The sequence below is a fragment of the Vreelandella salicampi genome (assembly GCF_013415105.1).
Taxonomy (GTDB): domain Bacteria; phylum Pseudomonadota; class Gammaproteobacteria; order Pseudomonadales; family Halomonadaceae; genus Vreelandella; species Vreelandella salicampi.
The window spans coordinates 230572-255866 of record NZ_JACCDF010000003.1 but is presented as its reverse complement, the minus strand read 5'-3'; the positions used below and the strand labels follow the sequence as shown (position 1 = coordinate 255866).

Annotated in this window: 16 protein-coding genes and 1 pseudogene; 2 read left to right on the top strand and 15 right to left on the bottom strand. The window is 55.0% G+C overall.

Going from position 1 to position 25295, the window contains the following annotated elements; genetic code table 11:
• Nucleotides 1-102 (top strand): annotated as a pseudogene (locus HZS81_RS06220) (IS5/IS1182 family transposase); the annotation flags it as partial.
• Nucleotides 103-492: 390 nt separating this feature from the next.
• On the opposite strand, the gene HZS81_RS06215 reads toward HZS81_RS06220, so the two are convergent.
• The 4 genes from HZS81_RS06215 to HZS81_RS06200 all read right to left on the bottom strand — a co-directional run bounded on the left by HZS81_RS06215 (nt 493) and on the right by HZS81_RS06200 (nt 4756).
• Nucleotides 493-705, bottom strand: a complete 213-nt coding sequence (locus HZS81_RS06215; RefSeq protein ID WP_179929686.1) for a DUF6447 family protein — start codon at nt 703-705, stop codon at nt 493-495.
• 12 nt (nt 706-717) lie between these two features.
• Nucleotides 718-1500, bottom strand: a complete 783-nt coding sequence (locus HZS81_RS06210) for a SapC family protein (protein WP_179929685.1) — start codon at nt 1498-1500, stop codon at nt 718-720.
• Nucleotides 1501-1579: 79 nt separating this feature from the next.
• Nucleotides 1580-1861 (bottom strand): hypothetical protein, encoded by a 282-nt coding sequence (locus tag HZS81_RS06205; RefSeq protein WP_179929684.1) that lies wholly within the window; start codon nt 1859-1861, stop codon nt 1580-1582.
• A 240-nt stretch (nt 1862-2101) separates the two neighbouring features.
• Nucleotides 2102-4756 (bottom strand): DUF4214 domain-containing protein, encoded by a 2655-nt coding sequence (locus HZS81_RS06200; protein WP_179929683.1) that lies wholly within the window; start codon nt 4754-4756, stop codon nt 2102-2104.
• Nucleotides 4757-5453: 697 nt separating this feature from the next.
• On the opposite strand from HZS81_RS06200, the gene HZS81_RS06195 reads away from it, so the two are divergent.
• Entirely contained in the window at nt 5454-9443 is a 3990-nt protein-coding gene (locus tag HZS81_RS06195; protein WP_179929682.1) for a DUF4214 domain-containing protein, read from the top strand.
• Nucleotides 9444-9578: 135 nt separating this feature from the next.
• Here HZS81_RS06195 and HZS81_RS06190 read toward each other — a convergent pair whose 3' ends face one another.
• From HZS81_RS06190 to HZS81_RS06140, 11 genes are all read right to left on the bottom strand, one after another.
• Complete coding sequence (locus tag HZS81_RS06190; protein WP_179929681.1) at nt 9579-12071, bottom strand: glycosyltransferase family 4 protein; 2493 nt, start codon at nt 12069-12071, stop codon at nt 9579-9581.
• Complete coding sequence (locus tag HZS81_RS06185; protein WP_179929680.1) at nt 12068-13105, bottom strand: glycosyltransferase; 1038 nt, start codon at nt 13103-13105, stop codon at nt 12068-12070. The genes HZS81_RS06190 and HZS81_RS06185 overlap by 4 nt, the downstream gene beginning before the upstream one ends.
• Nucleotides 13102-14664 (bottom strand): methyltransferase domain-containing protein, encoded by a 1563-nt coding sequence (locus HZS81_RS06180; protein WP_179929679.1) that lies wholly within the window; start codon nt 14662-14664, stop codon nt 13102-13104. Before HZS81_RS06180 ends, HZS81_RS06185 begins: the two co-directional genes overlap by 4 nt.
• Nucleotides 14664-15932 carry an ABC transporter ATP-binding protein gene (locus HZS81_RS06175; protein WP_179929678.1) on the bottom strand — a complete coding sequence of 423 codons (1269 nt, stop codon included), beginning with the start codon at nt 15930-15932 and terminating at the stop codon, nt 14664-14666. Before HZS81_RS06175 ends, HZS81_RS06180 begins: the two co-directional genes overlap by 1 nt.
• A gap of 10 nt (nt 15933-15942) precedes the next feature.
• Nucleotides 15943-16788: an ABC transporter permease gene (locus HZS81_RS06170; RefSeq protein ID WP_179929677.1), complete on the bottom strand. Its 846-nt coding sequence runs from the start codon at nt 16786-16788 to the stop codon at nt 15943-15945.
• Nucleotides 16789-16802: 14 nt separating this feature from the next.
• A complete protein-coding gene (locus HZS81_RS06165) occupies nt 16803-17984 on the bottom strand; it encodes a glycosyltransferase family 4 protein (protein WP_179929676.1) in 1182 nt (393 codons plus the stop codon).
• Nucleotides 17968-19161 carry a glycosyltransferase gene (locus HZS81_RS06160; RefSeq protein WP_179929675.1) on the bottom strand — a complete coding sequence of 398 codons (1194 nt, stop codon included), beginning with the start codon at nt 19159-19161 and terminating at the stop codon, nt 17968-17970. The genes HZS81_RS06165 and HZS81_RS06160 overlap by 17 nt, the downstream gene beginning before the upstream one ends.
• Nucleotides 19162-19282: 121 nt before the next feature.
• Nucleotides 19283-20671 (bottom strand): undecaprenyl-phosphate glucose phosphotransferase, encoded by a 1389-nt coding sequence (locus HZS81_RS06155; RefSeq protein WP_241697389.1) that lies wholly within the window; start codon nt 20669-20671, stop codon nt 19283-19285.
• Between the two features lie 6 nt (nt 20672-20677).
• Nucleotides 20678-22144: a TolC family outer membrane protein gene (locus tag HZS81_RS06150; protein ID WP_179929674.1), complete on the bottom strand. Its 1467-nt coding sequence runs from the start codon at nt 22142-22144 to the stop codon at nt 20678-20680.
• Complete coding sequence (locus HZS81_RS06145; RefSeq protein WP_179929673.1) at nt 22144-23523, bottom strand: HlyD family type I secretion periplasmic adaptor subunit; 1380 nt, start codon at nt 23521-23523, stop codon at nt 22144-22146. The genes HZS81_RS06150 and HZS81_RS06145 overlap by 1 nt, the downstream gene beginning before the upstream one ends.
• The gene (locus tag HZS81_RS06140) at nt 23520-25280 is read right to left on the bottom strand and encodes a type I secretion system permease/ATPase (RefSeq protein ID WP_179929672.1); all 1761 of its coding nucleotides are present in this window, start codon (nt 25278-25280) and stop codon (nt 23520-23522) included. The genes HZS81_RS06145 and HZS81_RS06140 overlap by 4 nt, the downstream gene beginning before the upstream one ends.
• Nucleotides 25281-25295: the final 15 nt, after the last annotated feature.

Sequence of the window (25295 nt, the reverse complement as noted above, 5' to 3'; positions counted from 1 at the left end):
TTGAAACCGTATCGCGCCATAGCGATGCGTTACGACAAACTCAAGCGAAACTACGAAAGCATGGTGGCTTTGGCCTGCGGCTTTTTATGGCTACCCATGTGAAAGGTCAACAGGCCCTAATAAAGCATTAGTCTCATTAGAGATAAGTTGAGAATCAACGGCTATCTTTGGAGAGCGAACCAATATCGGAAGGAATATTCAGGATCACAAGACCTAACCGTCCTGCCAGTGCACCAATACTCCAAAAGTACCCTTGTATAACGTCGGCGAAACATTCCGAGAAGCCTACTTGCGGGCCAGAACCACTCCGTCATAGCCTACTCAGGCAGTAAGCCATAACCGGTAGCAGTCGGGGTTGCGAGTACCTGTTACCACTGGCGTTGTCGTCATTATGATGGAGTACGCCTGATCAAATACGCGGCACCAACGGCACGCCGCCGCAGCCGGTTAACGAGGCGGCAGTGGCGGGTAATAACGTGGCCTTCCACATATTCAGTGCTTCGTCTGTTTGGGCAGCTCTTCACTCAGCGCCCGCGCATACGCGGTGCCTGCGGTTTGATAGATCGCCAGCTGCTGCTTGAGCTTTTCAATTTCCGCATCGGTCACGCGCAGGTTGGTGACTTGTGCCTTGGCGTTATCGGAAAGATCGGCGACGTTATATTCCGTGCCGTCAATCGTAACGGTCTGCGTCTGTTCGTCTGCCATGGTCAAAATTCCTTAGCTATCAAAATCAAACATCAAATCGTCGTCATCCTCCATGCCATCGAGCACGCTGTCGAGGTTCTCGGGCACTTCTTGCGTGGCGTGTTTGGCATGGAACTTGGCGCGTTCGGTGAGCTGGCTAAGCTGGCTCATCGAAAATAGCTGGGCATGGGCGAGTGCCATCGGGCCGCCCCGAAGCGTGGCGTAGGCGTCAGCATCCAGGCTGTTCAGCGCCTTCTCATTAATGCGATACAAGCCGTTTACTTTTAGCGGCTCCTGCCCTTCCCCTCGTTCCAGCGTTAACGGCCACGGCTCAATAACACCTGCCTCATGCAGCTTTTGCGTAGAGGCAGCGGTCACTTGGCGGTTTTTGTCGCACTGCTGCAAGAAATCCAGCGTTTTAGCTACTTTCTGGCTGAGGTTACCCTCCTCATCAAACAGCGGCTCGCCCTGGTCGCTGGTAAGGTGCGCTTGGTCGATACACAACGCCTTCTGACCATCCTCGGTGTTGGCCAAGGTAAAGGGATAACCGCGCAGAGAAGCGGGCACGTAGTTGCCCAGCCAGCGGCCATCGCTGTGCAGGTAGAGGTTATTCTGGCCATCCAAACTCAGCAGCGCCACCGGCTGGTAGCCCTCCCCTTGCTGAATGAAGCCCAAGGCGTAGTGCGGCAACAGCTTGGGAAGCTCGGCTAGGAGCACATGAGCCACGGCTTGGTTGATGGCAAAGGCATAGCCCTGGCGTGGCAGGTAATAGCTATCAGCGTGTTGGGTACGCGACAGCGCGATCCATTGGGGCATAAGGTCTCCGGGGATGGACAAATAACGCGACTAGCTTAACAAAAAACCCCGGTACCAGGGCCGGGGAATAGCAACGTTGTCAATTGTTCATTAAAACCCAGCACTGCCTATCAACTTGTCTAAGTTTCATGAGCTTGTTGAGATCGTTCTCTTCAGCCGCAAGTCTAAGTACATCAGCTCGGCATTTATTGAAACCAACAAAATTTGTTAAAGAGGCAATATCACCTGCTCGGCCTGATATGGCGGTCACAATAGCTCCCTCCACAACCTCCTCAGGCTCCATTCCGCTCTCTAGCTTAGCGTTTGAAAGCATGACCAAACTAAAGAAAAAAATAACAGCACTGACCACCCACTTTTCCATATCCCCCACCTAATAGACCGAAATATTAACTTATTTATTAATTATTATAACAAAAAAACCCCGGCACCAGGGCCGGGGAATTGCAACGTTGTCGTATTGCATAAAACACCGAGCATCTTGGCTCAAGTATCTTATATAAAAAAACCCCCAGCCGAAGCCGGGGGTTCTGTAGCCTAACCTATCTGCGGATAGGCATCCTTCTCAGGGAGAGGGGTATTAGGCCTATACCTTCTAAGGGTCTTAGAAGATATAAACATCACCGTTAGTAGTATCAGTATCCAAGCCAGATACTCCTGTGACGCCAGCCAGCTTGACCATCACGTCGTCAGACTGATTACTAACGGCTGCACCAGCACCGTAGACGAAGTAGTCACTACCACCCATGTCAAAGACAACAGTTTCATTGACAGCCAAGTTTGCGTCCAGGAAGCCTGCCGCTTCGTCCAAGGTAGCAGGACCAGCACCCAGCCAAGTTACCAAGCCATCTTCAACGCTGAATTCAGTATAGGTAGCATCAGCTGCCTGCGCTGCGTTGGCGATAGACAACACATCAAAGTCGTCCTGCTCGGCAGCGTCTTCTGCAGTACCCATAGCAAAGTCTGTGATCGTCGCAAGATCAGCAGAGGTAATGGTAGAACTGTTCAAGGTACCGACAGTGATATCATCATCACCGCTACCCAAAGTGACATTCGCAGTTGATTTCAACTCAGTCAGGTCAGCAGTGAGACCACCAGTCAGCTCAGAAGCGTCTACGGTTTCCACGGAAGACGCAGCCTGGGCTGTATAATCCAGAACCAAGTCTTGATCACCAGTGATAGTCACGGTGTTCAGAATATCTTCGCTTGTATCTGTGTCCTCAGCACCAGTGATAGTTGCCGTGTTCACAACTTCAGTGCCGCCAGATACGATATTGATCTCAGTTGCGCCTTTAGGTGTAGCGCCGCTAGTGCCTGCAGTCACAGCAATTTCCGCTGTGTTAGCAAAGCCATCTTCCAGCGTATCAACATTGTCGTTGTCAAATACTAGATTCAAGCTAGTCGCGTTGGAGGCAACGAAGGTAGCAGTGGAAGTATCAGCGGCACTATCGGCATTAACCTCATCGACGTTAGACGTGATGGTCAGAGCACTTGCAGCCTCCTGAGTCAGCGTCAGGGCAGTAGCTGCCATATTACCGACAATTTCAAAACCGACGCCCTCGCCAACATTTTGTAGTTCAGAAGCACTACCCAGTGCACCAGAACCAGTAATTTTGGCAACGTCGTTTGCTGTCTCCAGAATATTCAGATCCAGATCATTAGAGAGATTGGCAACATCGAATACCTCGAAGTTAGCAAATGCAGCAACGTTTGCCGCACCAACCAATCCTAGCGCCAAGGTGTCTTCGCCTTCGCCACCATCAATGACAGCTGCTTTATCAACTACAGAGGTACCATTGGTGTCGATGAGTTTGTCATCGCCTGCACCCAAGTTGATTTCAGCCGTTTTGGCAACGTCGAAGCCAGCCAAATCAACTGTATCGTTGCCATCAGCTGTAAGCACTGAACTAGCTGCAGCCAGATTTACACCTAAAGTTACACTGTCTCTGCCTGAACCAGTATTAACAGCGGTTACAGTAGCATTCGTGGCATACGTGATCCCGCCAGTAGAAGCTGTGGCGTCAAGGGTCTTGATGGTGGAGGTACCGTCGACAACAGTCAGATCCAGCGCAGCATCAGTATCCACTGCAAAGGTCTTAAGGTTGTCGCCTGCATAAACTGTCGTATCGATTGCATCAATACCATCTTTGCTAGTGTCTTTAAGATCAGTAGCGGAAACACTCAGAGATGCAAGTTTGGTGGAGTCGTTGTTAGTTGCGCCATCATCGTTGATGTCGAGAGTGGCTTCATCTGAGACATCATCGAGAGCTACTGCTGCAGAGGCCGCAGTTGCAGTCATGTCGATCACGATGTCGTCATCAGAAGTAGCGAGATTGCGGAAACCGGCGGTTACACCCGTGTCAACATTTTTGATAGCTGTTGCTTCAATACCGTTTACAGCCCAAACCTGGGTTGCGCCATCATACTGGGAGGCATCAATACCTGCCGTACCATCATTCGCGTTATCATCAACAGAATCAGAGATCAGGTTGATCACTTCAACGTTAGAGACAGAGCCAGCCTGAACATCATTATAGCTGTTTGTCGTATCAACGTAGACATTCAGAGTGTCTGTACCACCTTCACCGTCGATAGAGTCAAAAGTTTGGAGGGTAGTTGCACCAGTACCCAGACCGTTAACAGTGGTGGCTGTGAAGGTATCATTACCATCGGTACCGGTTACGTCATCGGCACCTGTAGTGAGACTGAAGGTTTCGCCCGGGTTCTGCTCGTCATTTGCGACCAGCTGAGCCAGCTGAGCATCAACATCAACTGCAGCAACATCAGTATTAGCGTCGACAGTTGCAATGAAGTCACGTGCCGCATTAGCCGCATCGTTGCCCGAGTAAGCCAGCACTTCTTCAGTCGTATCGATAGCAGCAGTAAAATCAGCTGCTACAGCGACTTTATTTTCCAGCGCGGTTGCGTCTTCGTTCTGGGCACCGTTAGCGATGTCCAGCGCGATTTCAGCCAGCGTGCTTTCGCCGTTCGCTAGCTGCTGAGTGTAAAAATCAAGACCAGCCAGCTCAGCACTGCGGCCAAACATTTGCTGGTAAAGGTTATTGATTAGCTGATCGTTGCTCAAGCTGCCAAAGCGTGCTTCAAACTCGGCAGAGGTACCAAAGGCATTAACCATCGCGTCTACGCCGTTGGCATCGATTTCTTCTGCCCAGTAATTCAGGCCAGCGCGGTCAGCCGGACGGCCGTAGTAAGCGACATACAGCGTTTGAGCTAGATCTAAAGATGCTTGTGTTGCCATGGGACTATAGTCTCCTTGCTTTGCAAATAGCTGCACTCCGTTGAGTGAGCCTTTTGTTACCTTGAGCGCTCAAGGTGAAGTGTTGCGCGTTATTTATCAAGGGATTGTGGCGACAAAGCATGGGGCATTCCCTAAGCCTAGGCGACCGATCCCTGATACTCGGCTAACGTGCGTAATGTATAGGGCAAAAACATAATAAGTCAATGACATGAACTCGGCTTATTTGGGGTGGTAGCGTGGATATCCGGCAGTGCTGCGTTAATACCAACGTTTTACTTCCCCGTTTTTGAACCCTGTTCGTAAACCTATCTCTGCATAGTAGTCCTTTCCTTTTATGGTGGCAATCCATGAAATGCCACCCTACCAGCGCTCAGCGGCCCCTACGGAGGACTCCATAACACCACGATCCGAGTGTTGACACGCACGCTATTGTAACCCTTTGATAATCTTGCTTTCGCATTTTCATTACTTGCCACAAATCAATAATTCACCCGTTAACATCCCACAGGTCTTGCGTTTAGATTAGACCTAATTAAATTAAGGCATGCTACACTCAATGCCCATCCACCCATTAGAGCAGCACTGCAACACCATTTCGCGCTCATAGGCGCCACCCACAAGGCATCAAAGCTGACTCCATGGATGGATAGCTAGCACTCACTTACTGAAACACCGAAAACGTAAGGCGAAGGGAATCATGACACCTCAAGAAACTATCCAGCTGCTGTATCTCACCTATTTCAACCGTGCCGCTGACCAAGCGGGTCTCGACTATTGGCAAGAACGTTTACAAGCCGGAGAGCCTATCGCTTCGTTGCATCAGGCATTCGCGAACCCTGATGTGCCGGAAATCAGCGCTCTATACGCTGATACCAACACAGTAGAAAGCTACATCGACACGGTTTACCGGAACCTGCTCAACCGCGACCCAGACCCCGATGGCGCCGATTACTGGAGTGGCCGCCTACAAGAATCGCTCGACCAGGGCATCCCTTTGGAGAATGCCGGGCTAGCTTTACTGGCGGCATTTATGAATGCCGCTGGCGGCGATAACGGTGTGGATACGACCACCTTAGCGAACAAGCTCGTGATCGCCGAGACCATTACCGAAACAGCCGCTCAATCTTCCGACCAAATTATTGCCCTATCGCAAGAGTACCTGGGTGATTCAGCGCTCAATACGCTGAATGAAGAAGGCATGACAGAGCTCAGCAGCGTTATTAAAAACGCCGTCAATAATCCAGGCAAAGAGCCTGCTGAGACGACTGGCGGAGGCAGTTCCGCCCCTGCAGACACGGTTCCACCGGAAATGGTGGCCGCCGAAGTGCTAGGCAACGGGGAAACTATCATCGTGCACTACTCCGAATCCCTTTCTGGCTCCCCTGCCCCAAGCAGCTTTACATTAGGGGACTTGGCGGATGTAACGAATGTAGAACTCAGTGCTAGCAATATTGAACTAACGCTAGATCGCCCTCTTTCGTCTGATGCTGAACTGAGCATTCGCTATGACGCAAGTGCCAGCACCACACAAACGCCCTTGACCGATGAAGCGGGTAATGCGGCCAGTTCGCAACTTTTAGCGGAGAAGATCACCAATAACTCGGTGATTGAGCCAGAAGAGAGCATTAGCGGTACCGCACAGGATGGTTACCTGCGCTACGCCACGGTTTTCATGGACCTGGACCGCGATGGAGAGCTCGATGCTGATGAGCCACAAACCGTCACCGACTATGAGGGCAACTTCACTCTGCTGGGTGGGGCTGGCGCCCCCATTATCGTCTACGGTGGTACGGACATCAGCACCGGTCTCGCCAACACTGGCATTTTCAAATCGCCGCCTGGGGCCACTATTATCAACCCCTTAACCACCCTCGTTGCGGAAATTGCCGGTGACTCGGCCACCAGCGACGACATTGCCGCCGCACAAGCGAAAGTCGTCAAGGCCCTGGGGCTCTCCCCCGACGCTGACTTGCTCTCAAGCGACCCCATTGCGACGGCGCTATCCACCACGGCAAGCAGCGAAGAAAAGAAAGCGTCCCTTGATATACAAGCCGCTTCGATTCAGGTTGCCAATCTCATCTCCACCACGTCGAGCGTGCTCAACGGCAGTGACGAAGATGATGGCACCGCCGCCAAAAGTGCCGCCGCCAGCATTGCCAACACCATCAAAAACAGCGAGGAAAGCGCCAACGTAGACCTCTCTGACAGCACTACCCTTGCCAAGATTATTGACGCGACAGCAACCAAAAGCGGTAAAAAGCTAACGGAAGGCCAAAGCAGCGACGCCGCAGGTTCGCTCTCCAACCTGAACGCGCGAGTCAAAGCCGCTGCATCGGACAGCACCAAAACGCCAGAAGATGCCTTGAATGAGGCGGTGAAAGCGCAAAAGGTGGCCCAGGAGGACTTATCAAACGCCTTAAAAACCGGCAAAAGTCTCGATGAAGGCACGATCGAGAAAGCCGTCAATGAGGCCAAAGCGCAAGAGCTAATGCCAGATATGAAGGAGGAAGGCGCGCCGTTTTTGATTTCCACCCGACCCGCGGATGACACGGCCAATGTCTCGCCTCAAGCCAAACTGCTGCTCACCTTTAATGAAGCGGTCTTTGCTCAAGAAGGTGGCACGATCACGCTGCACCCTAACGAAGGGGAAGCTCTTACCTTCGACGTCACCGACAATGATCACGTGAGCGTGGTCGACAACAAGGTATGGCTGAACCCGCGTACCAACCTCGCTGTGGATACTGATTTTCATGTCACCATCAGCGAAGAGGCATTTGTCGATCAGGACGGCGAAACCTTTGCGGGGATCAGCGATAGCGAAACGCTTAATTTCGTCACCAGCACAAAGAGCACAATGGTCGGCACAGACAGCTACGATTATATCGTGGGCACGCTAGGCAACGATGTGATCCACGGGCTCGCTGGGAATGACCACCTTGAAGGCGGCGCGGGTAACGATACGCTGCTTGGCGGGCCTGGCAACGATGTCTTGTACGATATGCAAGGCACCAATGTGCTAAACGGCGGCGCAGGCGACGACGAGCTCTTGGGGCATCTCGGTGGCACCTTTATCGGCGGAGACGGCAATGACACTTTCTCCCTTTGGCCTTACGAACAGGACTATGCCTTCGATCAAAGCAGTGCGCCACCGGCTATATTCAGCGACTTTACCCCCGGCGAAGACACGCTGGACCTGGGGGACATTTTGGTTAACCTGCAAGACTATACCGGCGGCAACCCCTTCCAATCAGGTTTACTCAGCCTGAGCGAAAACGAAAACGGTGACGCCGTTTTAAATGCTCGGCTTCATTACCACGAACAGAAAGAAAAAGCAGCACTGATTGTGTTTGAGGGTCTCACGCTTGAGCAAATAAGTGCTGATGATTTCACGCCTTCAGGCGCCGCGCCCGAGGGAACCGAAGCACTCGGCGAGACCCTCACGGTCAGTGGAGAAGCCGTGGGGAGCGTAGGCGACGATACGATCACCATCATGAATAGCGAGAATTGGTCAAGTGTCGATGCCGGGCCAGGTAACGATGTCGTTCACGGTAGTCAGTTGGATGATTACATTCGCGGCAACCTTGGCGATGATACGTTAAATGGCGGAGCCGGCGATGACGACCTCTATGATATCGAAGGCCGCAACCATCTCAACGGCGGTGACGGCAATGACATTCTCTCGATTGCCGAGGGGAATACCCTCACCGGCGGCAGCGGTCAAGATACCTTCTATCTTTCATCGTACACCCACTACACAGGTTCAGTGGGGCCAGCAAAAGAAGATGTCCCGGTAATCACGGATTTCAGCCCGATTGACGATGTGATTGACCTGGAAGTGCTGGTAAGCGACTCCCCATGGCTGGAAAATTATACTGGCGGTAACCCCTTCGACGAGGCGCTGGGCTTTATGCGCCTAGTGGATAGCGAAAACGGAGCCTGGCTGGAAGTCGCCCATGAAGGTAGTGGTCAAAACTATCAGCCGCATCTATTCCTGAAAGGCGTAAGCGCAGAAGCGCTTAGCGCGAACAACTTTGCACCTAGTGGACTCGACCCCTCGGGGGCTACTGACGTTGGCTTGACACTTATGGGTACGGATGCGAGCGATGACCTTCGAGGTGGCGTGGGTGACGATCTGCTACAGGGCTTAGGCGGTGACGACTGGCTCTACGGCGATGCCGGCAACGACCGGTTAGAAGGCGGCAGCGGTAATGATCGGCTTGAAGATATCACGGGCACCAACCACTTTGATGGTGGTGCCGGTGACGATACGTTGATAGGCCGTAAAGGCGACACGTTTATCGGCGGTGAAGGGAATGACACCTTCCAGGTAGAGCTTTTCGACTGGTACGGTCAGAGCGGCGATGGCCCCGCTGTCATCGAAGATTTCGAGGCGGATATCGATGTTATCGACTTTTCACTACTCATCGACGAGAGGCACGATGGCAGCAGCTACTCCACGCTCATAGATTACACTGGAGGCAATCCCTTCGACTCCGCGTTAGGCTATTTTACTCTTGAACAACAGGGGGAAGATGCCCACATTAATGTTGATTTTGATGGTGTTGCGGGTGACGACTATGAGCTGACTCCCTTTATCAAGCTCGTCGGGGTGAATGTTAACGACCTGAATTCCACCTCGTTTTCACCCGAGTTTGAACTTGTCGCGAGTGGGGGCACCGGCGGCTAATGCTGCTTTAATCTCGCATTGAGTACGGGGTTACCCGGCCATAAGCAACACAAAGCGCTGGCATTTTTGCTGGCGCTTTGTGTTTATCCGTTTGAAGGTACCACCACTAATACAACGTACATTGAGCGCTTTACTTTAACTGTGACAATCCGCCAAACGCCTGACCGCCAAGGGCCAGGAAAACACCTCTTCGGTGCGCTCGCGCGCCAGGGCCACGTGGGCATGGCGCTCGTGCTGGGGTGCGTCTAGTAATTCCCGCAGTGCCCTCGGCCAGTCGTGCTGTTCTGCTATCCATACAGCCTGCTCGGAGAAATCCAACCCGCGGTTACCAAAGGCCGTGGTGAGCACCGGCACGCCGCTGGCGGTGTAGTCGAGCATTTTCAGGTTACTACCGGAGCCGGAAAACATCGGGTTTAGCGCCACGCTCACGCTTGCCAGCAATACCTTGAGTTCGCGATCGCTCACCCGCCCCAGCGCGCGCACATTGGGCGGCAAATGGCGATATTGCGGGTGATCGCACAGGCTACCCGCCAGCAGAAACACCACCTCTGGGCAGGCGGGCGCCAGGGTTTGGCAAATAAAATCCGCCGCTTCCAGGTTGGGGCCGTGCCAGCTACCCAAAAACAGCGCCACTGGGCGGGTTTGCTGCAGGCGCTGCTGCCAGCGAAGACGTTGATCCACATCGATAAAAGGTAGCTGGGTAAGATCCGCGCAGTTAGGCACCACCTGGCCCTTGTTTGCAGGCAGCGCGTAAGCGTGGCGAAAGTCAATGAGGTCGCCTTCGGCGCAAGCGATAATCTCCTCGCTCTCGACACAGGCGCGCTGCTCGGCGTTTTCCACCGCCGCCAGCGCTTTGTGCGCTTGAACGGCAACGTCGCCGCCTTGGGCTAAAGCATCGGTGAGAATCGTGCGCTTCAAACGCGACTCCACGTTGTGCGCTTCGTACCAAAACGGCGCGTTCACGTACTCGCCCATCGCGTGCACCAGATAGGGATGCGCGCACACGCCCAGCGTCGCCTGGGGGGCGTAATACTTGAGCATGGCAATAAAACGCGGGTTATCGCGAAAGCCTTCCACCGCGGCGATGTCATCGACCGGCACCTCAAGCGCCTTATTGAGAGCACGCTGTTTTTGCGCCTGCTCAGGGCTGAGCGGTATGCGATGTTCCCACAGGCCGGGGGCGATTTCCCGGCACTGCTCGCCGCTATTTTCCGGTGCCAACACCAGCAGCGTCACTTTCACGCCTAGCTCGCTGGCGACATGGCGGTAGAAATGAAACATGCGGCTTTGGCCGCCGCCCATCGGCGGGTAAACGGGAAAGGTATTCAACACCAGCCAGTGCGCCCCGGCGCCCAGGCCTTTTACCGTGGGGAAGTGGGCATTCAATGATGTACCCAGCGCTTCGATCAACTCACGCACGGTATCCGGCCACGTCACGTGGGCCACCGCGCGGCGGGCTTTCACGCCCATGGCGTGGGTCTTCGCGGGCTCGCTTGCGGCCTCGGTGAGCGCCTCGGCCAAAGCGTCAGGCTCAGGCGCGACACACCAGCCGGTCTCGCCGTGGCGCACAAACTCATTCACGCCGCCCGCGTCCCGCGTGGTAATCACCGGCTTGCCTGCTTGCATGGCCTCCACGGTGATCAACCCATAGTCTTCATCAAAGGGCAAAAACGGCACCGCCAGCGCGTGCTGATAAAGCCGAGCCACGTCGCTGTCGCGTACAAAGCCCAAAAAGCGCACACGGGCGTCATCCGCCGCCAAGGTTTTCAGCGTCTCCGCCATCGGCCCCGTGCCGGCAATCCAAAGCTGTGCGTCTATCTCGGTTCGTAAAAACGCCCGCACGAGTAAATCCAGCCGTTTCGGCGCGTCTAACCGGCTCACGGTGAAAAAGTACGGCGTTGGCGAGGGGGCCTCGGTGGGCGTTTCAGGCCAAGCGAGATCCGAGGGGTGATGAATCACCTTGACCGGCACGCCGCGCGGGAAGTAGTGCGCCCGCCGGGTGACGTTTTGGGAAATCGCCGCGTAGGACGTTATGGCCCCAGGCGCGGTGGCGATGGCATCCAAGTGATGAATCACCGCGCGGCTTAGCGGGCCGGGGAAGACAAACAGCTTATCGCTCACCCGGCGCGGTAGCGTGCGCCCCTGGAGCAAGCGATTCACGCAGGCGAACAGTTCTGGCAGTTGTTCACGCTCAGGGCGAGCGGCCAGCAAGCGGCGCAGGCGGCGTATATCCGGGTGGTGGCGCAATAGGCGGATGGCCCGGCGGCTTTTGTCCCCCGGCCAAGCGTTAGGGGAAAACGCATCGAACGCGGCGCGCCCAGGCCAGGGGTAGGTGTCGTAAAGCCCACGTAGGGTGTGCTGCAAATAGAGGTAGTGCTCCGGGTGGCCGACCATCCAGGCGGGGTATTTGGTCGAAATCACTCGATCAAAGTGGCTAAGGTCCAGCTGGCTAAAGCGCTCGTAGCTTGTCATCAGCTCGGCGAAGTTACGCTCCGGCGAGGGTAGCTTGATCAGCTCCATTTGGTGGTCGGTGAGCTGATTGGTGTGGTGGAGCAAACCCCACCACAACTTCTCGGCGCCCCCTACCGCAAATGGCACCCCACTGGGCGCGACCAGGGCAATTTTCATGCACCCTCCTCGCCTAGCAGCCGGGCCACCACGTTGTGCCAGCTAATGCCCGCACGGTGGTAAGCCGCTTGGCCTTCGCGGCCCATGTCGGCGCTCTGTGCTTTGTTTTCCCACGCGGTATCGATGGCATGGGCCACGGCGCGGGCCTCGGGCTCGGTGATCCAGCCGGTGGCGTCGTGCGCCACAAATTCTAGCGGGCCGCCGCTGTCGCGGCACGTGATCACCGGTTTTGCGGCGAGCATGGCTTCCAGGGTGATATAGCCGTAGTCTTCATCATGAGGGCCAAAAAACACCGCCAGCGAATGCGCGTACCAGGCGAGCTTCTCTGCTTCGCTCACGCGGCCTATCAGCGTCACGCGGTGTTGCAGTTGATAACGCTCGATCAGCTGTTGGTAGTATTCGCGCTGCCCGCCCTCCCCGGCGATGATGATTTTTACCGGGCTTTTGAGGTGGCGCGCCGCTTCGATCAATAAATCTTGGCGCTTTAGCCGCTCTAAACGACTGGGGTAAAAAATGTAATCCCACGCCTCGTCAGTATAGAAGCGCTCGGCGCCGTGCGGGGGGTGATAAAGCGGCGTCGCGGTCAAGCCGTTGTGCGTGGCCAAACGCTCGGCGACACGCTGAGAATTGGCAAACAGCGCCTGCGCTTGGCCCAGGTGGCGTTGGTCAAAGGCATGCACGGCGTCTTTGAGCGCCTTGGTTTCTTCATTTACGTCGTTTTCTTGCCAAAGCTCATAGCAGGCGCGGTGCTGGTGCATCACCCATACGGTGTGGTGCGGATGCTGTATGCCCCAGGCGGGAAACTGTAGGCTGATCGCACGGTCGATTTCGATGCCGTTGGGCGCTTGCATATCCAGCGAGCTGGCGTGCGCCATGGCGTGGTGAATGGCGCTTTCCGGGCTAAAGCGAAACGGTAACCGCAACAGCTCTACCTCATGCCCGTGCTCGCGCAGCGCGCGGCTTACGCCATCAATATGGAGTTCGGCGCCACCGCGCATAAACGGCACCAACGTGGCAGAAAGCAGTACTTTCACACGCCCTCCTGATCGCCGTTCACGGATTCTTGGGCCGATGCCATCGGCGCTACTTTTTGGCCCACCACGGCAAAGTCTTGCGGGCCGCAGAAGTGGCCATTCACGCGTTCGGTGAGCGGGTCGTCGCCGGGTACTTTGGCACTCTCCGGATAGGGGTTGTAGCGTTGGATATGCACATCCCCAAAGCCGTGATAGGTGAGCAAAAACGTCATCGCCGTGGGGGTCAGCGGGTTGCGATGGGTGGGGTCGTGGTAGAACGTATGGCTGCCGACCAGCACGTTTTCCGGGTTCGGGGTTTCTAACAGCATTACCCCGCCCGGTTTGAGAATTCGCTGCGCCTCATCCACCAGGGTGTAGAGCACATCAAAGGGTAAGTGCTCGGCAATATGGAAACCGCTGACGAGCGCGTGGCTGTTATCCGGCTGCTGGCGTAGCGCAGCAATCGCGTCCGCGTAGGTGACATTAAAGCCACGCTTGCGGCAGTGCTCCACCATCGCCTCATTGAGATCCACCCCGTGTGGGGTAAAACCATGCTCCTGCAACAGCGCTAACCATTCGCCGCGACCACAACCAAGGTCCATGGCCTGGTTGCCGACGTGATGCGCGGCTTCCAGGAGGGGCTGGTAGTTCATCAAGTGGCGGCGAATATCCTCTTCGCTGCCCCGGCAGGCATCTTCAAACGCCAGGTAGTAGGCATCAAAGCGCGCCTGCGAAAGTAAACCGGCGGATTCTGGCGTATTACGCGGGGGCTCAGACTCGGCCTGAGACTGTGAAAAAGCTCCCGGCGCTGCCACCATGCGCTCTACTGCACGACGATAGTGCTGCAGGGCGCTCCAAAACGCCGTGTGGTCTTGCTGTTGCGCACGTTGTTTTTCGCTTAAGCGCTGCAGTTCAGCACTGACGTGTTCGTTAGTGCGCTGCAGTTCACCGTCAATTTCAAGCAACACATCGCGAACGAGCTCATCACGTCGTTGGCTGCGTACCTCCATCGCCCTAAGGCGCGCTAACACTTGCAAACGCGGCCGCATGACGATGCTGGCCAAGCGGTAGCCAACGCGCAAGAACGGCCGGGTCAGGCGCTTTAACGGCCCCAGTTTTCGGCTTAGGCGTATCGGGCGGGTGAGGTTCGCCTGCCAGTCAATCCGCACTCCGCGTTGGCGCAAAGAGGTTTGCGTTTCATCCGCGCTGAGCAAATCCGCCAGCACATAAAGGCGCCCCGCCTTGGGCAGCTGCGCTAGGTAGCTTTCCAAGCCGCTTTCATCCGGTGCACGGTTCAGCAATAGCCGGTAGGCCGTGTTCAGAAACACCTCGTCGCTTTTATCAGCACAGAAAACCTCTGCCAAGGTAGGCACATGCCGATTAGCAATGTACCTAAGCGGCGAGGCCTCGCCTGAGTGAGGTGACGCGAGCAACTCTCCCAATGCCTCGCGGTAGGCAAACGGCGGCGGCGCCTGGGTCGTGTCATCGACCTCTAAACGTCGCGCGACGGATTTGATGCGGCTTACCAAACTGTCGATTTCACCAAACTCACGATCACTCGGTGGGGTGGGGTGCGTCATTATGGCGTTTCCTGACGTTGTGATGCTGTCTCGGCATGGCCGGGCGCTAGGCTATCTCGCGGCATAGGCGGGAGCGTATCGGGGGTGCTGATCGTCATCGGTAACCGGCACACACCTGAAAATATCTGATGCTGAAAACCCGCCACTTCAAACTGCAGGTAGCTATCGTGCCACCAGTAGCAGTCTTCTAAGTGGTGCTCTTGGCTATGCAGGCCCACCGTCACGGTGTATTTACCCGGGGCGATATCGGCTTTCAGCTGAACATGGACATAGCGCGTTTCGCCCGGTGAGATCGACACGGCCTGCCCCAGCTGGTAACTATTGGTGCCGAAAATATCCTGACCGAAGCGGTCGCGAATCAAGATACCCACCGTGATCGCATCAAGCGCCTCGCGTGCCTGCAGCTTCAGCGCAATATGCAAATTCTCGCCGCTGGAAAGCATCGTGCTTTGGCTTTTTTCTCCCGCTAACCAGCCGTCAACCACGCTCACGGCTTGGCTACCGTAGGCGCCCTGATGGCGCTGTTGCTGCCGCCCTTCTTCCTCTTCGGCTTGGCGCGCCATGATGCGGTTATAGTGATTGACCGCGTCATCGGCATCGCCATCGAACGCCACGCGCCCAGCTTCCAACACTAGCGCACGGTCGCAGAGCATTTTCACCGCGTTTAAATCGTGCGAGACAAACAGAATCGAGCCACCGCTGGCTTTGAACTCACGGATGCGCTTCATACACTTTTGCTGAAAGTAGCCATCCCCCACGGAGAGCGCCTCATCCACCAGAAAGCAGCGCGGCTCAGCGTGAATGGCGATGGAGAAGGCCAAGCGCATGGTCATGCCGGAGGAGTATGTGCGCAGCGGCTCGTCGATGTAGGCCCCGAGCTCGGAAAAGGCTTTAATCGCTTCGCGCTTTGCATCGATTTCATCTCGGCTCATGCCCAACATCAAGCCGTTGGCGGTGATGTTTTGCTCGCCGGTCAATTCGGTGTTAAAGCCAGTGCCTAGTTCGAGAAGGCCGGTAATACGGCCATCAATCTGGATGTCACCGCTATCGGGTATCAGCACCCCGTTTAACAGCTTCAGCAGCGTGGATTTTCCCGCGCCGTTTCGCCCAAGCACCCCTAGCACCTCGCCCGGCGCTACCTCGAAGGTAATGTCTTGCAGAGCATGATAACTCTCGTGCCGGGTACGGCCGGTAATCGCTTCTTTCAAACGATCCGCCGGGCGATGAAAAAGCTTGAAGGTTTTATTGAGCCGCTGGATGTGGATCATCGTGCCTCCGTTATAAGCAGTCGCGTAGGTCACGCTCGGTGCGATTTAAGAGCCATAGGCCGAGGGCCAATAAACCAAAGGCCAGGAGCGCGAACAGCGTGATGGGCAGAAAATCCGGCAGCTGCTGACGCATGATCAGGCTGCGGTAGGCATCGACCAGCACAAAAGCGGGGTTGAATTGCATTCCCCACTGTACCCAGCCGGGCAAGATTTCCAACACATAGACAATCGGCGTAACCCAAAACCATACTTGTAACACCACGGACACGACTTCTTGGATATCTTTGAGGTAGACCGCCAAAATGGCCAGTGTCAGCCCCAGCGCATAAACAAATACGCACTGCAGCAGATACACCAACGGAATCAGCAACCAATACCCCGAGAGTGGAAAATCCACCAGCAACAAGAAGCCAGCAAAAAAGCCCATGCCAATCACATAAACCACGGTTTCGGTCAGCAACACCGAAAGCGGCAGCGACAACAGCGACACGTTGATTTTGGTGACCAGGTGGCCGTGCTCTTTAAACAGCCGGGTAACGCGCCCTAAGCTGTTCGAAAAGGCGATCCAGGCCAGCATCCCGCAAATGAGATAAATACTGTAGGCGTACTGGTCTATTTCGGCGCCAAAGCCTTCCAACTTGGCGCCCATGATGCTGGAAAACACCAACACGAACACCAAGATATTGACCAACGGTGAGACGAAGGTCCACGCGCCGCCCAAAAGGGAGCCGGTGTGGCGCTCGATCAAATCCTGACGGGTTAAATGCAAAATGAGCGGCAGGCTTTGCCATACCGCCCGCGCCCGCGGTTGAGTCCGTAACCAGGTGTAGCCTGGTAGTCGTTGGTAAATCGACATGATGACAGAATCACTTATGCTGAATGCAACGCTTGAGTAAAGGAGCCTAATAACCGCTCGGCGGATGCCTCCCAGGTAAATTCCCTTGCCCGCGTGACGCCCGCTTTTATCCGCTGATCGTGGGAGTCGGCCACTAGCCGATGCAACCCCTCGCGAATGGCATCAACGTCATGAGGGGACACTTCCAGCGCAGCGCCAGCGGCCACCTCCGTCGTTGCCGTGGTGTTCGCGGTTAATACCGGCGTGCCCGCCGCCATCGCCTCGACAACGGGCATCCCAAAGCCTTCGTAGAGCGAGACGTACACAAAACCCGCCGCGAGGGCATAAAGACCGGGCAAGTCATCGCTGGGGACGTATCCTAGGCGGCGGATGGTGCCACGTTGGAATGCGTGTTGCACGCGTTGGGAGTACGTTTGCTCGCCCCACCCTTGCATCCCGACCAGCAAAAGCGGTGAGTCCGCTTGCTCTTTCAAGGGGAGCGCCGCAAAGGCTTCCAGCACATTGACCAGGTTTTTACGCGGCTCTAACGTGCCGACACTTAAAAGAAACCGCTCGGGCAGCTGATAGCGATGGCGAAGCTGCTGAGGCTGTTGCCCCTCAGGCGCAACAAAAAAGCGCGATGAGACAGCGGGGGGGACGATATCGATACGCTTTGGGTCAATCCCGTGCAGTGCTTGTAGCTCATCCGCCGTAAACTGAGACACCACGTTAATCCGAGTCGCACGCGCCAAGCTTTCGGGTAAATGCTGGCTAAAAAAGCGGACACGCTCCTGCGGATGAAATGCCGGGTAACGCTCGTGGGAAAGGTCGTGCACCGTGACAACGCTTCGCCCACGCCATGGGAGTAAAATGTAATTGGGCTCCCAGTAAAGGGCGTCTTGCTGCCCCACCGTGAGTTGTAGCCTTTGGGTACACATCCAACGGTAGAGTTTTCGCGTGAGCGGATTGCGCAAGTAGCGGCGAGCCAACTGCCATGCCGGGCTATCGCGCTCGCTAGCGCCAATGGAGGCGCCACTTTGCGTTTGCAGCAAGGGGTGGTCAAGAGAAAGTGGCTCGCGTTTACGTCCGGTAATGCCCTCAACCGTGACCCCTGCCTCTGGCGGCTGCGCCAATAACGCCAGTGTGAGCTCCCGCGTGTAATGACCAATACCGGTTAACGGCGTCAGCAAAGGTTGCAAATTAATGATGATATGCATGGGGTGACTCGCTCGCGATGGGCGGCTTATACACAGAGGCTAACAACAGCGCCAAACGCTGTGTAAAGCAAGTTTGACTAAAGCGCTCGGCATGCTGACGGCAGGCGTAGGCATCGAAGGCGTTTTCCTCAAACTGGTGTAAGGCGTGGTTGATACTCTGTGGCGTTTGCTCGGAAAAGTGAACCCCGGTAGCGGCGTTGTCGTGCTCTAACCCTTTTACCGTCTCCAGCGCCCCACCGCGCCCATAGGCAATCACCGGCGTGCCGCAGGCCTGGGCTTCTAAAGGTAGGATGCCAAAATCTTCATCCGCGGCGAAGACGAACGCACGGGCGCGCTGCATGAGTGAGTGCAACGCGCTCCCTTCAAGATAGCCAAGCAGCTCAATGTGGTCGTGCCCTTCGGCTAAGCGGGCAAGGCGCTTGAACTCGGGGCCGTCCCCCACGATTTTAAGTGGGCGTTTTTGCGGGTCTTGGGCAAACGCCTGAACAATAATATCAAGCCGCTTGTAGGGCACCAGCCGTGACGCCGCGAGAAAGTAATCATCGCGCGGGCCTTCATAGAACGCAAAGCCGTCGATATCCACTGGCGGATAGAGCACATCGGCCTCGCGGCGGTAGTATTTGGCAATGCGCCTGGCCACGTTGTGGGAGTTAGCCAAAAAGTGATCCACCTGGGTCGCCGTGAAGTAATCCCATTGGCGCAGGCGCTTAAGCGTCTTGCGCACGACACTTTCCATTCCCGGCAAACGAAACGCTGCATCTTTCAGGTAGGCTTCTTTCATATCCCAGGCGTAGCGCATCGGCGTATGGCAATAGCAAATATGCGTTTGGTCAGGGTGGGTAATGACGCCTTTTGCAACGGCGTGGCTTGAGGAAATCACCAAATCAAAGCCGCGCAAGTCGAACTGCTCGATGGCATACGGCATCAACGGCAAATACTGGCGGTAATACCGCTTTGCGAAAGGCATACGCTGAAGCAGACTCGTATGAACGAGGTGACGGCCAAGCCAAGGCATTGAGCCTTCAGGCATGAAATTGACCAACGTAAAGACTTCCGCATGTGGGAAAGCCTTTACCAGGGCTTGCAGCACCTTTTCCGCCCCACCGTTAACCACCAGCCAATCGTGCACAATCGCAACGCGTTGATCATTGAAAGCCTGTAGAGAGTCTGCTTGCATGCTTGCCTACTATTAACGTCGAGCGAAACAAAGCGATATAGCTTAAAGCAACCAGCTAGCTGGCTCCAGCGTCTGGGCAAAAGCCAGAGGTATTGCATTTACCGGCTCAACGGCACAACACTCAAGGCTGATGATTAACAAACCCCCGCGTCAGGGTCATGGCGAGAATTTTCAAATCAAACCCCAGCGACCAGCGCTCAATATAGTAAAGATCCAGCTCCACACGTTGCCGCATCATCTTCACGTCATTGGTAATGCCGCGTAGCCCATTTACCTGGGCCCAGCCTGTCATACCCGGCTTGACGCGGTGGCGCTGCATGTAAATATCGATATGGTCTTTGTAGTGGTCGTTATGGTCCATGGCGTGCGGCCGTGGGCCAACGAGTGACATACGCCCTTGCAGCACGTTATAGAGCTGTGGCAACTCATCTAGACTCGTTCGACGTAAAAACGCTCCGAGCGGGGTGATACGTGCGTCACCATGGGCCGCCTGTTTCGTGGTGGTGCTTTGATGCTGCGACATGGTGCGAAATTTATAAATTTTGAAGCATTTGCCATCGAGACCGTGGCGCTCCTGTTTAAACAACACCGGGCTTCCCATTTTCCAGCGAATGGCAATGGCAACCGCTAACATCACGGGCAAAAACAGCACAAAGAGCGCAAACCCCAGTACACGATCTTCTACGTTTTTCACGATACGCATTGGGCCGTTTAGCGGGGTGTAATTAAGCTCTAGCGAGTAGAGACCGGCGACCTGGGTAATACGGTGGTTAAGCAGGCGTATATCCGGCAGTTCGGGGAAGTAGCGCACAGTCGCGGGCACTCCCGCCAACAGAGCCATCAGCTGGCGAACTCGCTCGCCTTCCGCGAGCGAGTAGCCAAGCCATATCTCGTCAAAGTCGCGCTGAAACACGCTGGTGTGGGCCAGTTTCCTTACCTTAACCAAAAAGCGTTTACCGTCAGTGTCGATGCCGTCATCGACATAGCGCTTGTAGACCACGTAACCGGCGTGAGGTGTGTTAATCACATTACGCTCTAAAAGCGCGAGATTCTCCTCATGCCCGATGAGTAATATACGCTTCAAGTTACGGCCAGAGGCGCGCACGTGACGTAAATAAAGATAAAGCCCAACACGGGTAATATTGCCTATCGCCAGCACAGTCAGCGTTGCTGTGCCCATCCATAAGCGCGAGAAGAGATGCACACTTTGGAGCAGCGTGAGGAGTACGCTAAGCAGCACAATAGTGCCGATCCACGTTAGGGTAAAAACCCCTAACATGGTGTAAAGGCTGCGGCCCCGCCAAGGCTGATAAAGGCTCAACAGCTCACCAACGGCGGGAAACAACAAACATCCAATGAGAATTAAAAACAGGTAATCGCTATTAGCGGTATCTACCTGCGGCACAAACCACATCATGCTGAAGGCGCTGGCAAACACAATGGTTGCATCAAAGCAGCGCATAGCGCGGCGCAACCAGTCGCTACTTTGAGGGATTTTCCGTGCCGCCATTGGGCGCTATTCCGTAGCCGCCGGTGAATTGATGTTGGCCGTCATGGAGGCAAGTAGTCGCATTGTCTTGGCGAGGTCTTCACTTTCAAGGTCACCGACGGCTGACTGCAGGGCGAGCCGGTCAAGTGCATATTCACCTAGTGTATCGACGTAGTTGATACGCTGGTCATAGAGGCTGGCACGGGCATCAAGCACGTCAACAAGGTCGCGCAGACCAAGCTGCTCGCCGCGCTCGGCAGCATTTAAGAAAAGCTGGCTGGACTCAATGGCCTGACTAAGGGCTTCTAAGCGGCGGATTCCGCCGTTAAGCGAGCGCAACCGAGTGCGCACTTCTTGCACGGCGAGGTTACGCTGATTGTCTACCCCTGCTTGACTTGCCTTAATACGCTTTTCACCTTGGCGAACGCTGGCATTGGTATAACCGCCCCGGTATAGCGGCATACTAAGCTCGACACTGGCACGATAGTCTTCGCTAGAACGCAGCTCATCGTCACTTTCCCTGTCTGAATAGCTCATATTTAAATTGAGCTCGGGGAAATAACCCGCCTGTCGAGTACTGGTCTCCTCCTGAGAGATACGCTTTTCTTCCTGTGCGAGCAAAACATCAAGGTTTTTACCTACCTGTGCCACCCAATCATCAGGCGCCCCCCAGTCAGAATCCAGGCTCACATTGGCAAGCTCTCCCACCGCTAATCCACGCATATCCGGGCGCGTGCCCGTTAAGCGCGCAAGTTCGCTTAACGCATTATCCAGTTCATTTTCGGCCTCAACGGCATCTGCGATAGCTTGATCAAACCGTGATTGCGCCTCGAGCAAATCAACGCGATTACCCACTCCCAGATCGAAAGCACGTTGAGCTTGACGTGTTTGCAGCTTAAGCGACTCTTGCTGGGAATTTAAAAGCCCCAACCGCTGAGAGGCCAAGTAGGCCTGAACATAGGCTTCACTTACGCTCAGCGCTAAATCACGCTCTACGACCGCTAGCTGTAACTCTGCGGTGCTCACTTGAGCATTAGCGACATCCATCCCTCGCCAGCGCTCTAAGCTAAACAGCGGTTGTTGAAGCTGAACCTGCCAAAAGGTTTCGTCAATTTCACCAGGCCGCTGGGACGGTTGATCCAAACCAAAATCATCCGGTTCGGTTTGTATATTGGACGAATCTTGCCATAAATAGGAACCCGATGCGGTAACCTGGGGCAGTAGCTGCGAGCGCGCTAACGCAATTTCTTCTCGCGTCGCCTCTAACTCATAACGCTGGCGGGTGAGCTCCGCGTCGTTATCCAGCGCGCGGGCAAAAAGCGCCGGGAGGGAGGGCAGCTGCGTTTTTGCAGCGCCAGCGTCACCCAACGCCTCAAATTCGGCCACGGCGTCATCGCCGGCGGGCACGTCATCTTGTGCGTAAAGCGGCGATGCCATGGCGATAGCGAGTGCCATTGGGGCAAAACGAAACCATGTTCGTATCTTGCGTTCCATCAATCCTCCCGGATGGCACGTGCCAACATATCGGTGATCGGTTTGGCGATGTAGCTAGCAAAGGTGCGTTCGCCGGTGCGGATCATGACTTCTGCTGGCATCCCAGAGAGCAGGGTCATATCTTCCGTCATGTCTTTACGCCCATCGTCGGTAACACGCACACGCGCTTTGTAGTAGCGCTCACCCGTGGCCTCGTCCTCAAAACTATCGGCACTGATGTGTATCAGCTCACCTGCAATCGTGGTGGTCGTTTTTTGGTTAAAGGCGGAAAAACGAATCTCCGCTTTTTGCCCTGGGTGGATATTATCGATATTACGCGTCGCTACGCGCGCTTCAATCACAAACTCATCATTTGAAGGCACGATACTCAGCACGGGATCACCACCACGGATAACGGCACCCACCGTATGCACTTCCAGCCCTACCACAGTGCCCGAAACAGGGGCTGTGATGACGGTGCGATCCACTTGATCGGAAAGAGAGACAATTTGCTCTCTCGCTTCTGCAATTTGTGACTGAGCTTGACGCAACTGCTCGCCAACCTCTTTTTGAAACTCTTGATACTGAATTTCGCGCTTCATGCGGTTTTCGCTAATTTGCGATTTCAGCTGAGCAATATTGGAGCGAAACTCAGAGTTTTCACCTTCGTATTGCAAAATCTGGCGCTCTAATTCGCGCAGACGCTGATTATCACCTAGCCCTTCTTTATAGAGAGAGCGGAAATCTTCTGCCTCGGCCCGAAGTGACTGAATCTGTTGATTGTTTACATTAATGCGTTCTTCCATACCTTTGACCTGCTCACGCATCTGCACAATCTGCTCGTCCAATGACGCTAAGGTGCTTTCCAACGACTGACGACGCGCCGTAAACAGGCTTTGTTGAACCGCTAAAATCTGCTGTACCCGAGGATCATCCGCTTCTTGAATATCCTCGGGTATTTCCATCATCTCTGCGCCTTCTTGCTCGGCCAGCAGGCGGGCTTCCATCGCGCGGTTAATCAAAAACTGAGAGCGGGCAATCTCTAACTGAGAGTTTGCCTTTGTATCACTTAAAATGATGAGCCGGTCACCGGCTTCCACACGATCGCCATCTTCCACCAGCAGCTTCTCAACAATACCGCCTTCCAAATGCTGCACGGTACGTTTAAAGGACTCCATGGAAACATCACCAGGCGCCACGACAGCAACGGCAAGCGACGCGGTGGCCGCCCAAGTGCCAAAGCCACCAAAGGCGAGCAGCAATACGGCAAAGCCTAGCTTGCGATACCCTTTATCATTCGTGGGCACTGACTCACTAACCTCGCCGTCGAGCGTTACCGGCCCTTGCGGTGTAATATCCACTTCAGAGCGTGCGGGAACATTGCGTTTTTCATCGCTCATTCGTTTTTCTCCCCACCATCGCGACCACCAGGAATGGCAGACAAGCGTGCCGAGTTCTGTTGACTCACCTGGGCGCGAGGCTTTTTAGCAAACTGGGCAAGCACTTGGTCGCGCGGGCCAAACATGCTGACTTGACCTTCTTTCATCACGAGCAACTTATCCATGTTTTTGAGCACGCTAGTGCGGTGGCTAATCACGAAAAGTGTCGTCCCTTCAGCTTTAAGCTGAGCGATTGCCTGTGACAAAGCACGCTCACCTGCATCATCCAAATTGGCGTTGGGCTCATCCAACACCACGAAAACAGGGTTTCCATACAATGCGCGCGCCAAACCAACACGTTGGCGCTGGCCTCCTGAAAGCGCACCACTCGTAGACGAAATCACCGTATCGTAGCCGTTTGACAGCTCAAGAATCATTTCGTGCATGCCCGCTTTCTTGGCCGCGTCGACCACTTTTTGGGGATCGACTTCCCCAAAGCGAGCAATATTTTCACTGATCGTGCCGTCAAATAGCTCAATATCTTGCGGCAAATAACCGATGTAAGGACCGATTTCATCGCGGTTGTATTGGTTAATATCCCCCCCGTCAAGGCGGACGTCACCCACTTGGCTCGGCCAAACACCCAGCAAGACACGTGCAAGCGTGGATTTACCCGCCGCACTCGGCCCGATGATGCCGACGTGTTCGCCTTTAGGCACTTCAAAGTTTATCCCACGAATGGTAGCCATGCGTGCCCCCGGGGGTGCAGCGGCCACGCCTTCAACGCTGATATCCCCTCGCGGAGCGGGTAGCGACATGCGGCGCTGCTCAGCGGGAATCTGCTGCAGCAATTCATTCAAGCGGCCATAAGCGCCGCGGGCGCCGACAAAGCTTTTCCAACCGCCGATCATCTGATCAATTGGCGCTAGCGCACGCCCCATCAGGATCGAACCGGCAATCACCATACCGGGGGTCAGTTCACCTTGGAGTACCAAATACGCTGCCAAACCTAGCACGAGAGACTGCGCCATCATGCGAAATACTTTTGACGTATTGGTGAGAGCACCCGCACGATCACTTGCTTGCGACTGCTTGGAAAGGAACTCGTGATGGCGCTTTGACCAACGCCCCATGATGCCCGGCAGCATCCCCATGGCGTGGAGGACTTCCGCATTACGCAGATTGGAGTTGGCCAAGTTCTGCGCCTGAATATGCTCGCTATTCGCCTCAGACAGCAACTTCTGGGTCGATTTTTCGTTGGCGATCGCCAAGATAATCAGAATAATCCCCGCGCCGATGGCGAACATCCCCAGCCACGGGTGGAAGAGAAACATCACCCCAATATAAATCGGCGCCCAGGGCGCATCAAAAAACGCAAATAGGCTGTTACCGGTCAAAAATTGTCGCAGCGTCGTCAAATCGCTCAAGGGCTGCGCGCTTTGACCTCCCTGACCCACGATACTGCGTCGGAACATGGCGCTATAAAGCCGGTGGTTAATCATCGTATCCAGACGATTACCTACCCGCACCAAAATGCGCGAGCGAACAAGCTCTAGCCCACCCATCACCATAAACAGGAAGATAACCAAAAGCGTCAGCATTAATAGCGTGTCCTCACTTTGGGAAGAGAGGACACGGTCGTATACCTGTAACATATACATGGGCGGGACAAGCATCAGCAGGTTCACAAACATGCTGAAAAAGCCCACCGAGAGAAACGAACCTTTGCAAGCCTTCAGCGCCCGCTGCAAATCCGTTGCTTCCTGTTGCTTTGCCATGAAGGGTTCACCGTT

Excerpts from the sequence above, each read along its gene's own strand:
- HZS81_RS06215 (WP_179929686.1), bottom strand. The coding sequence starts at position 705 with ATGGCAGACGAACAGACGCAGACCGTTACGATTGACGGCACGGAATAT.
- HZS81_RS06210 (WP_179929685.1), bottom strand. The coding sequence starts at position 1,500 with ATGCCCCAATGGATCGCGCTGTCGCGTACCCAACACGCTGATAGCTAT.
- HZS81_RS06205 (WP_179929684.1), bottom strand. The coding sequence starts at position 1,861 with ATGGAAAAGTGGGTGGTCAGTGCTGTTATTTTTTTCTTTAGTTTGGTC.
- HZS81_RS06200 (WP_179929683.1), bottom strand. The coding sequence starts at position 4,756 with ATGGCAACACAAGCATCTTTAGATCTAGCTCAAACGCTGTATGTCGCT.
- HZS81_RS06195 (WP_179929682.1), top strand. The coding sequence starts at position 5,454 with ATGACACCTCAAGAAACTATCCAGCTGCTGTATCTCACCTATTTCAAC.
- HZS81_RS06190 (WP_179929681.1), bottom strand. The coding sequence starts at position 12,071 with ATGAAAATTGCCCTGGTCGCGCCCAGTGGGGTGCCATTTGCGGTAGGG.
- HZS81_RS06180 (WP_179929679.1), bottom strand. The coding sequence starts at position 14,664 with ATGACGCACCCCACCCCACCGAGTGATCGTGAGTTTGGTGAAATCGAC.
- HZS81_RS06175 (WP_179929678.1), bottom strand. The coding sequence starts at position 15,932 with ATGATCCACATCCAGCGGCTCAATAAAACCTTCAAGCTTTTTCATCGC.
- HZS81_RS06170 (WP_179929677.1), bottom strand. The coding sequence starts at position 16,788 with ATGTCGATTTACCAACGACTACCAGGCTACACCTGGTTACGGACTCAA.
- HZS81_RS06165 (WP_179929676.1), bottom strand. The coding sequence starts at position 17,984 with ATGCATATCATCATTAATTTGCAACCTTTGCTGACGCCGTTAACCGGT.
- HZS81_RS06160 (WP_179929675.1), bottom strand. The coding sequence starts at position 19,161 with ATGCAAGCAGACTCTCTACAGGCTTTCAATGATCAACGCGTTGCGATT.
- HZS81_RS06155 (WP_241697389.1), bottom strand. The coding sequence starts at position 20,671 with ATGGCGGCACGGAAAATCCCTCAAAGTAGCGACTGGTTGCGCCGCGCT.
- HZS81_RS06150 (WP_179929674.1), bottom strand. The coding sequence starts at position 22,144 with ATGGAACGCAAGATACGAACATGGTTTCGTTTTGCCCCAATGGCACTC.
- HZS81_RS06145 (WP_179929673.1), bottom strand. The coding sequence starts at position 23,523 with ATGAGCGATGAAAAACGCAATGTTCCCGCACGCTCTGAAGTGGATATT.
- HZS81_RS06140 (WP_179929672.1), bottom strand. The coding sequence starts at position 25,280 with ATGGCAAAGCAACAGGAAGCAACGGATTTGCAGCGGGCGCTGAAGGCT.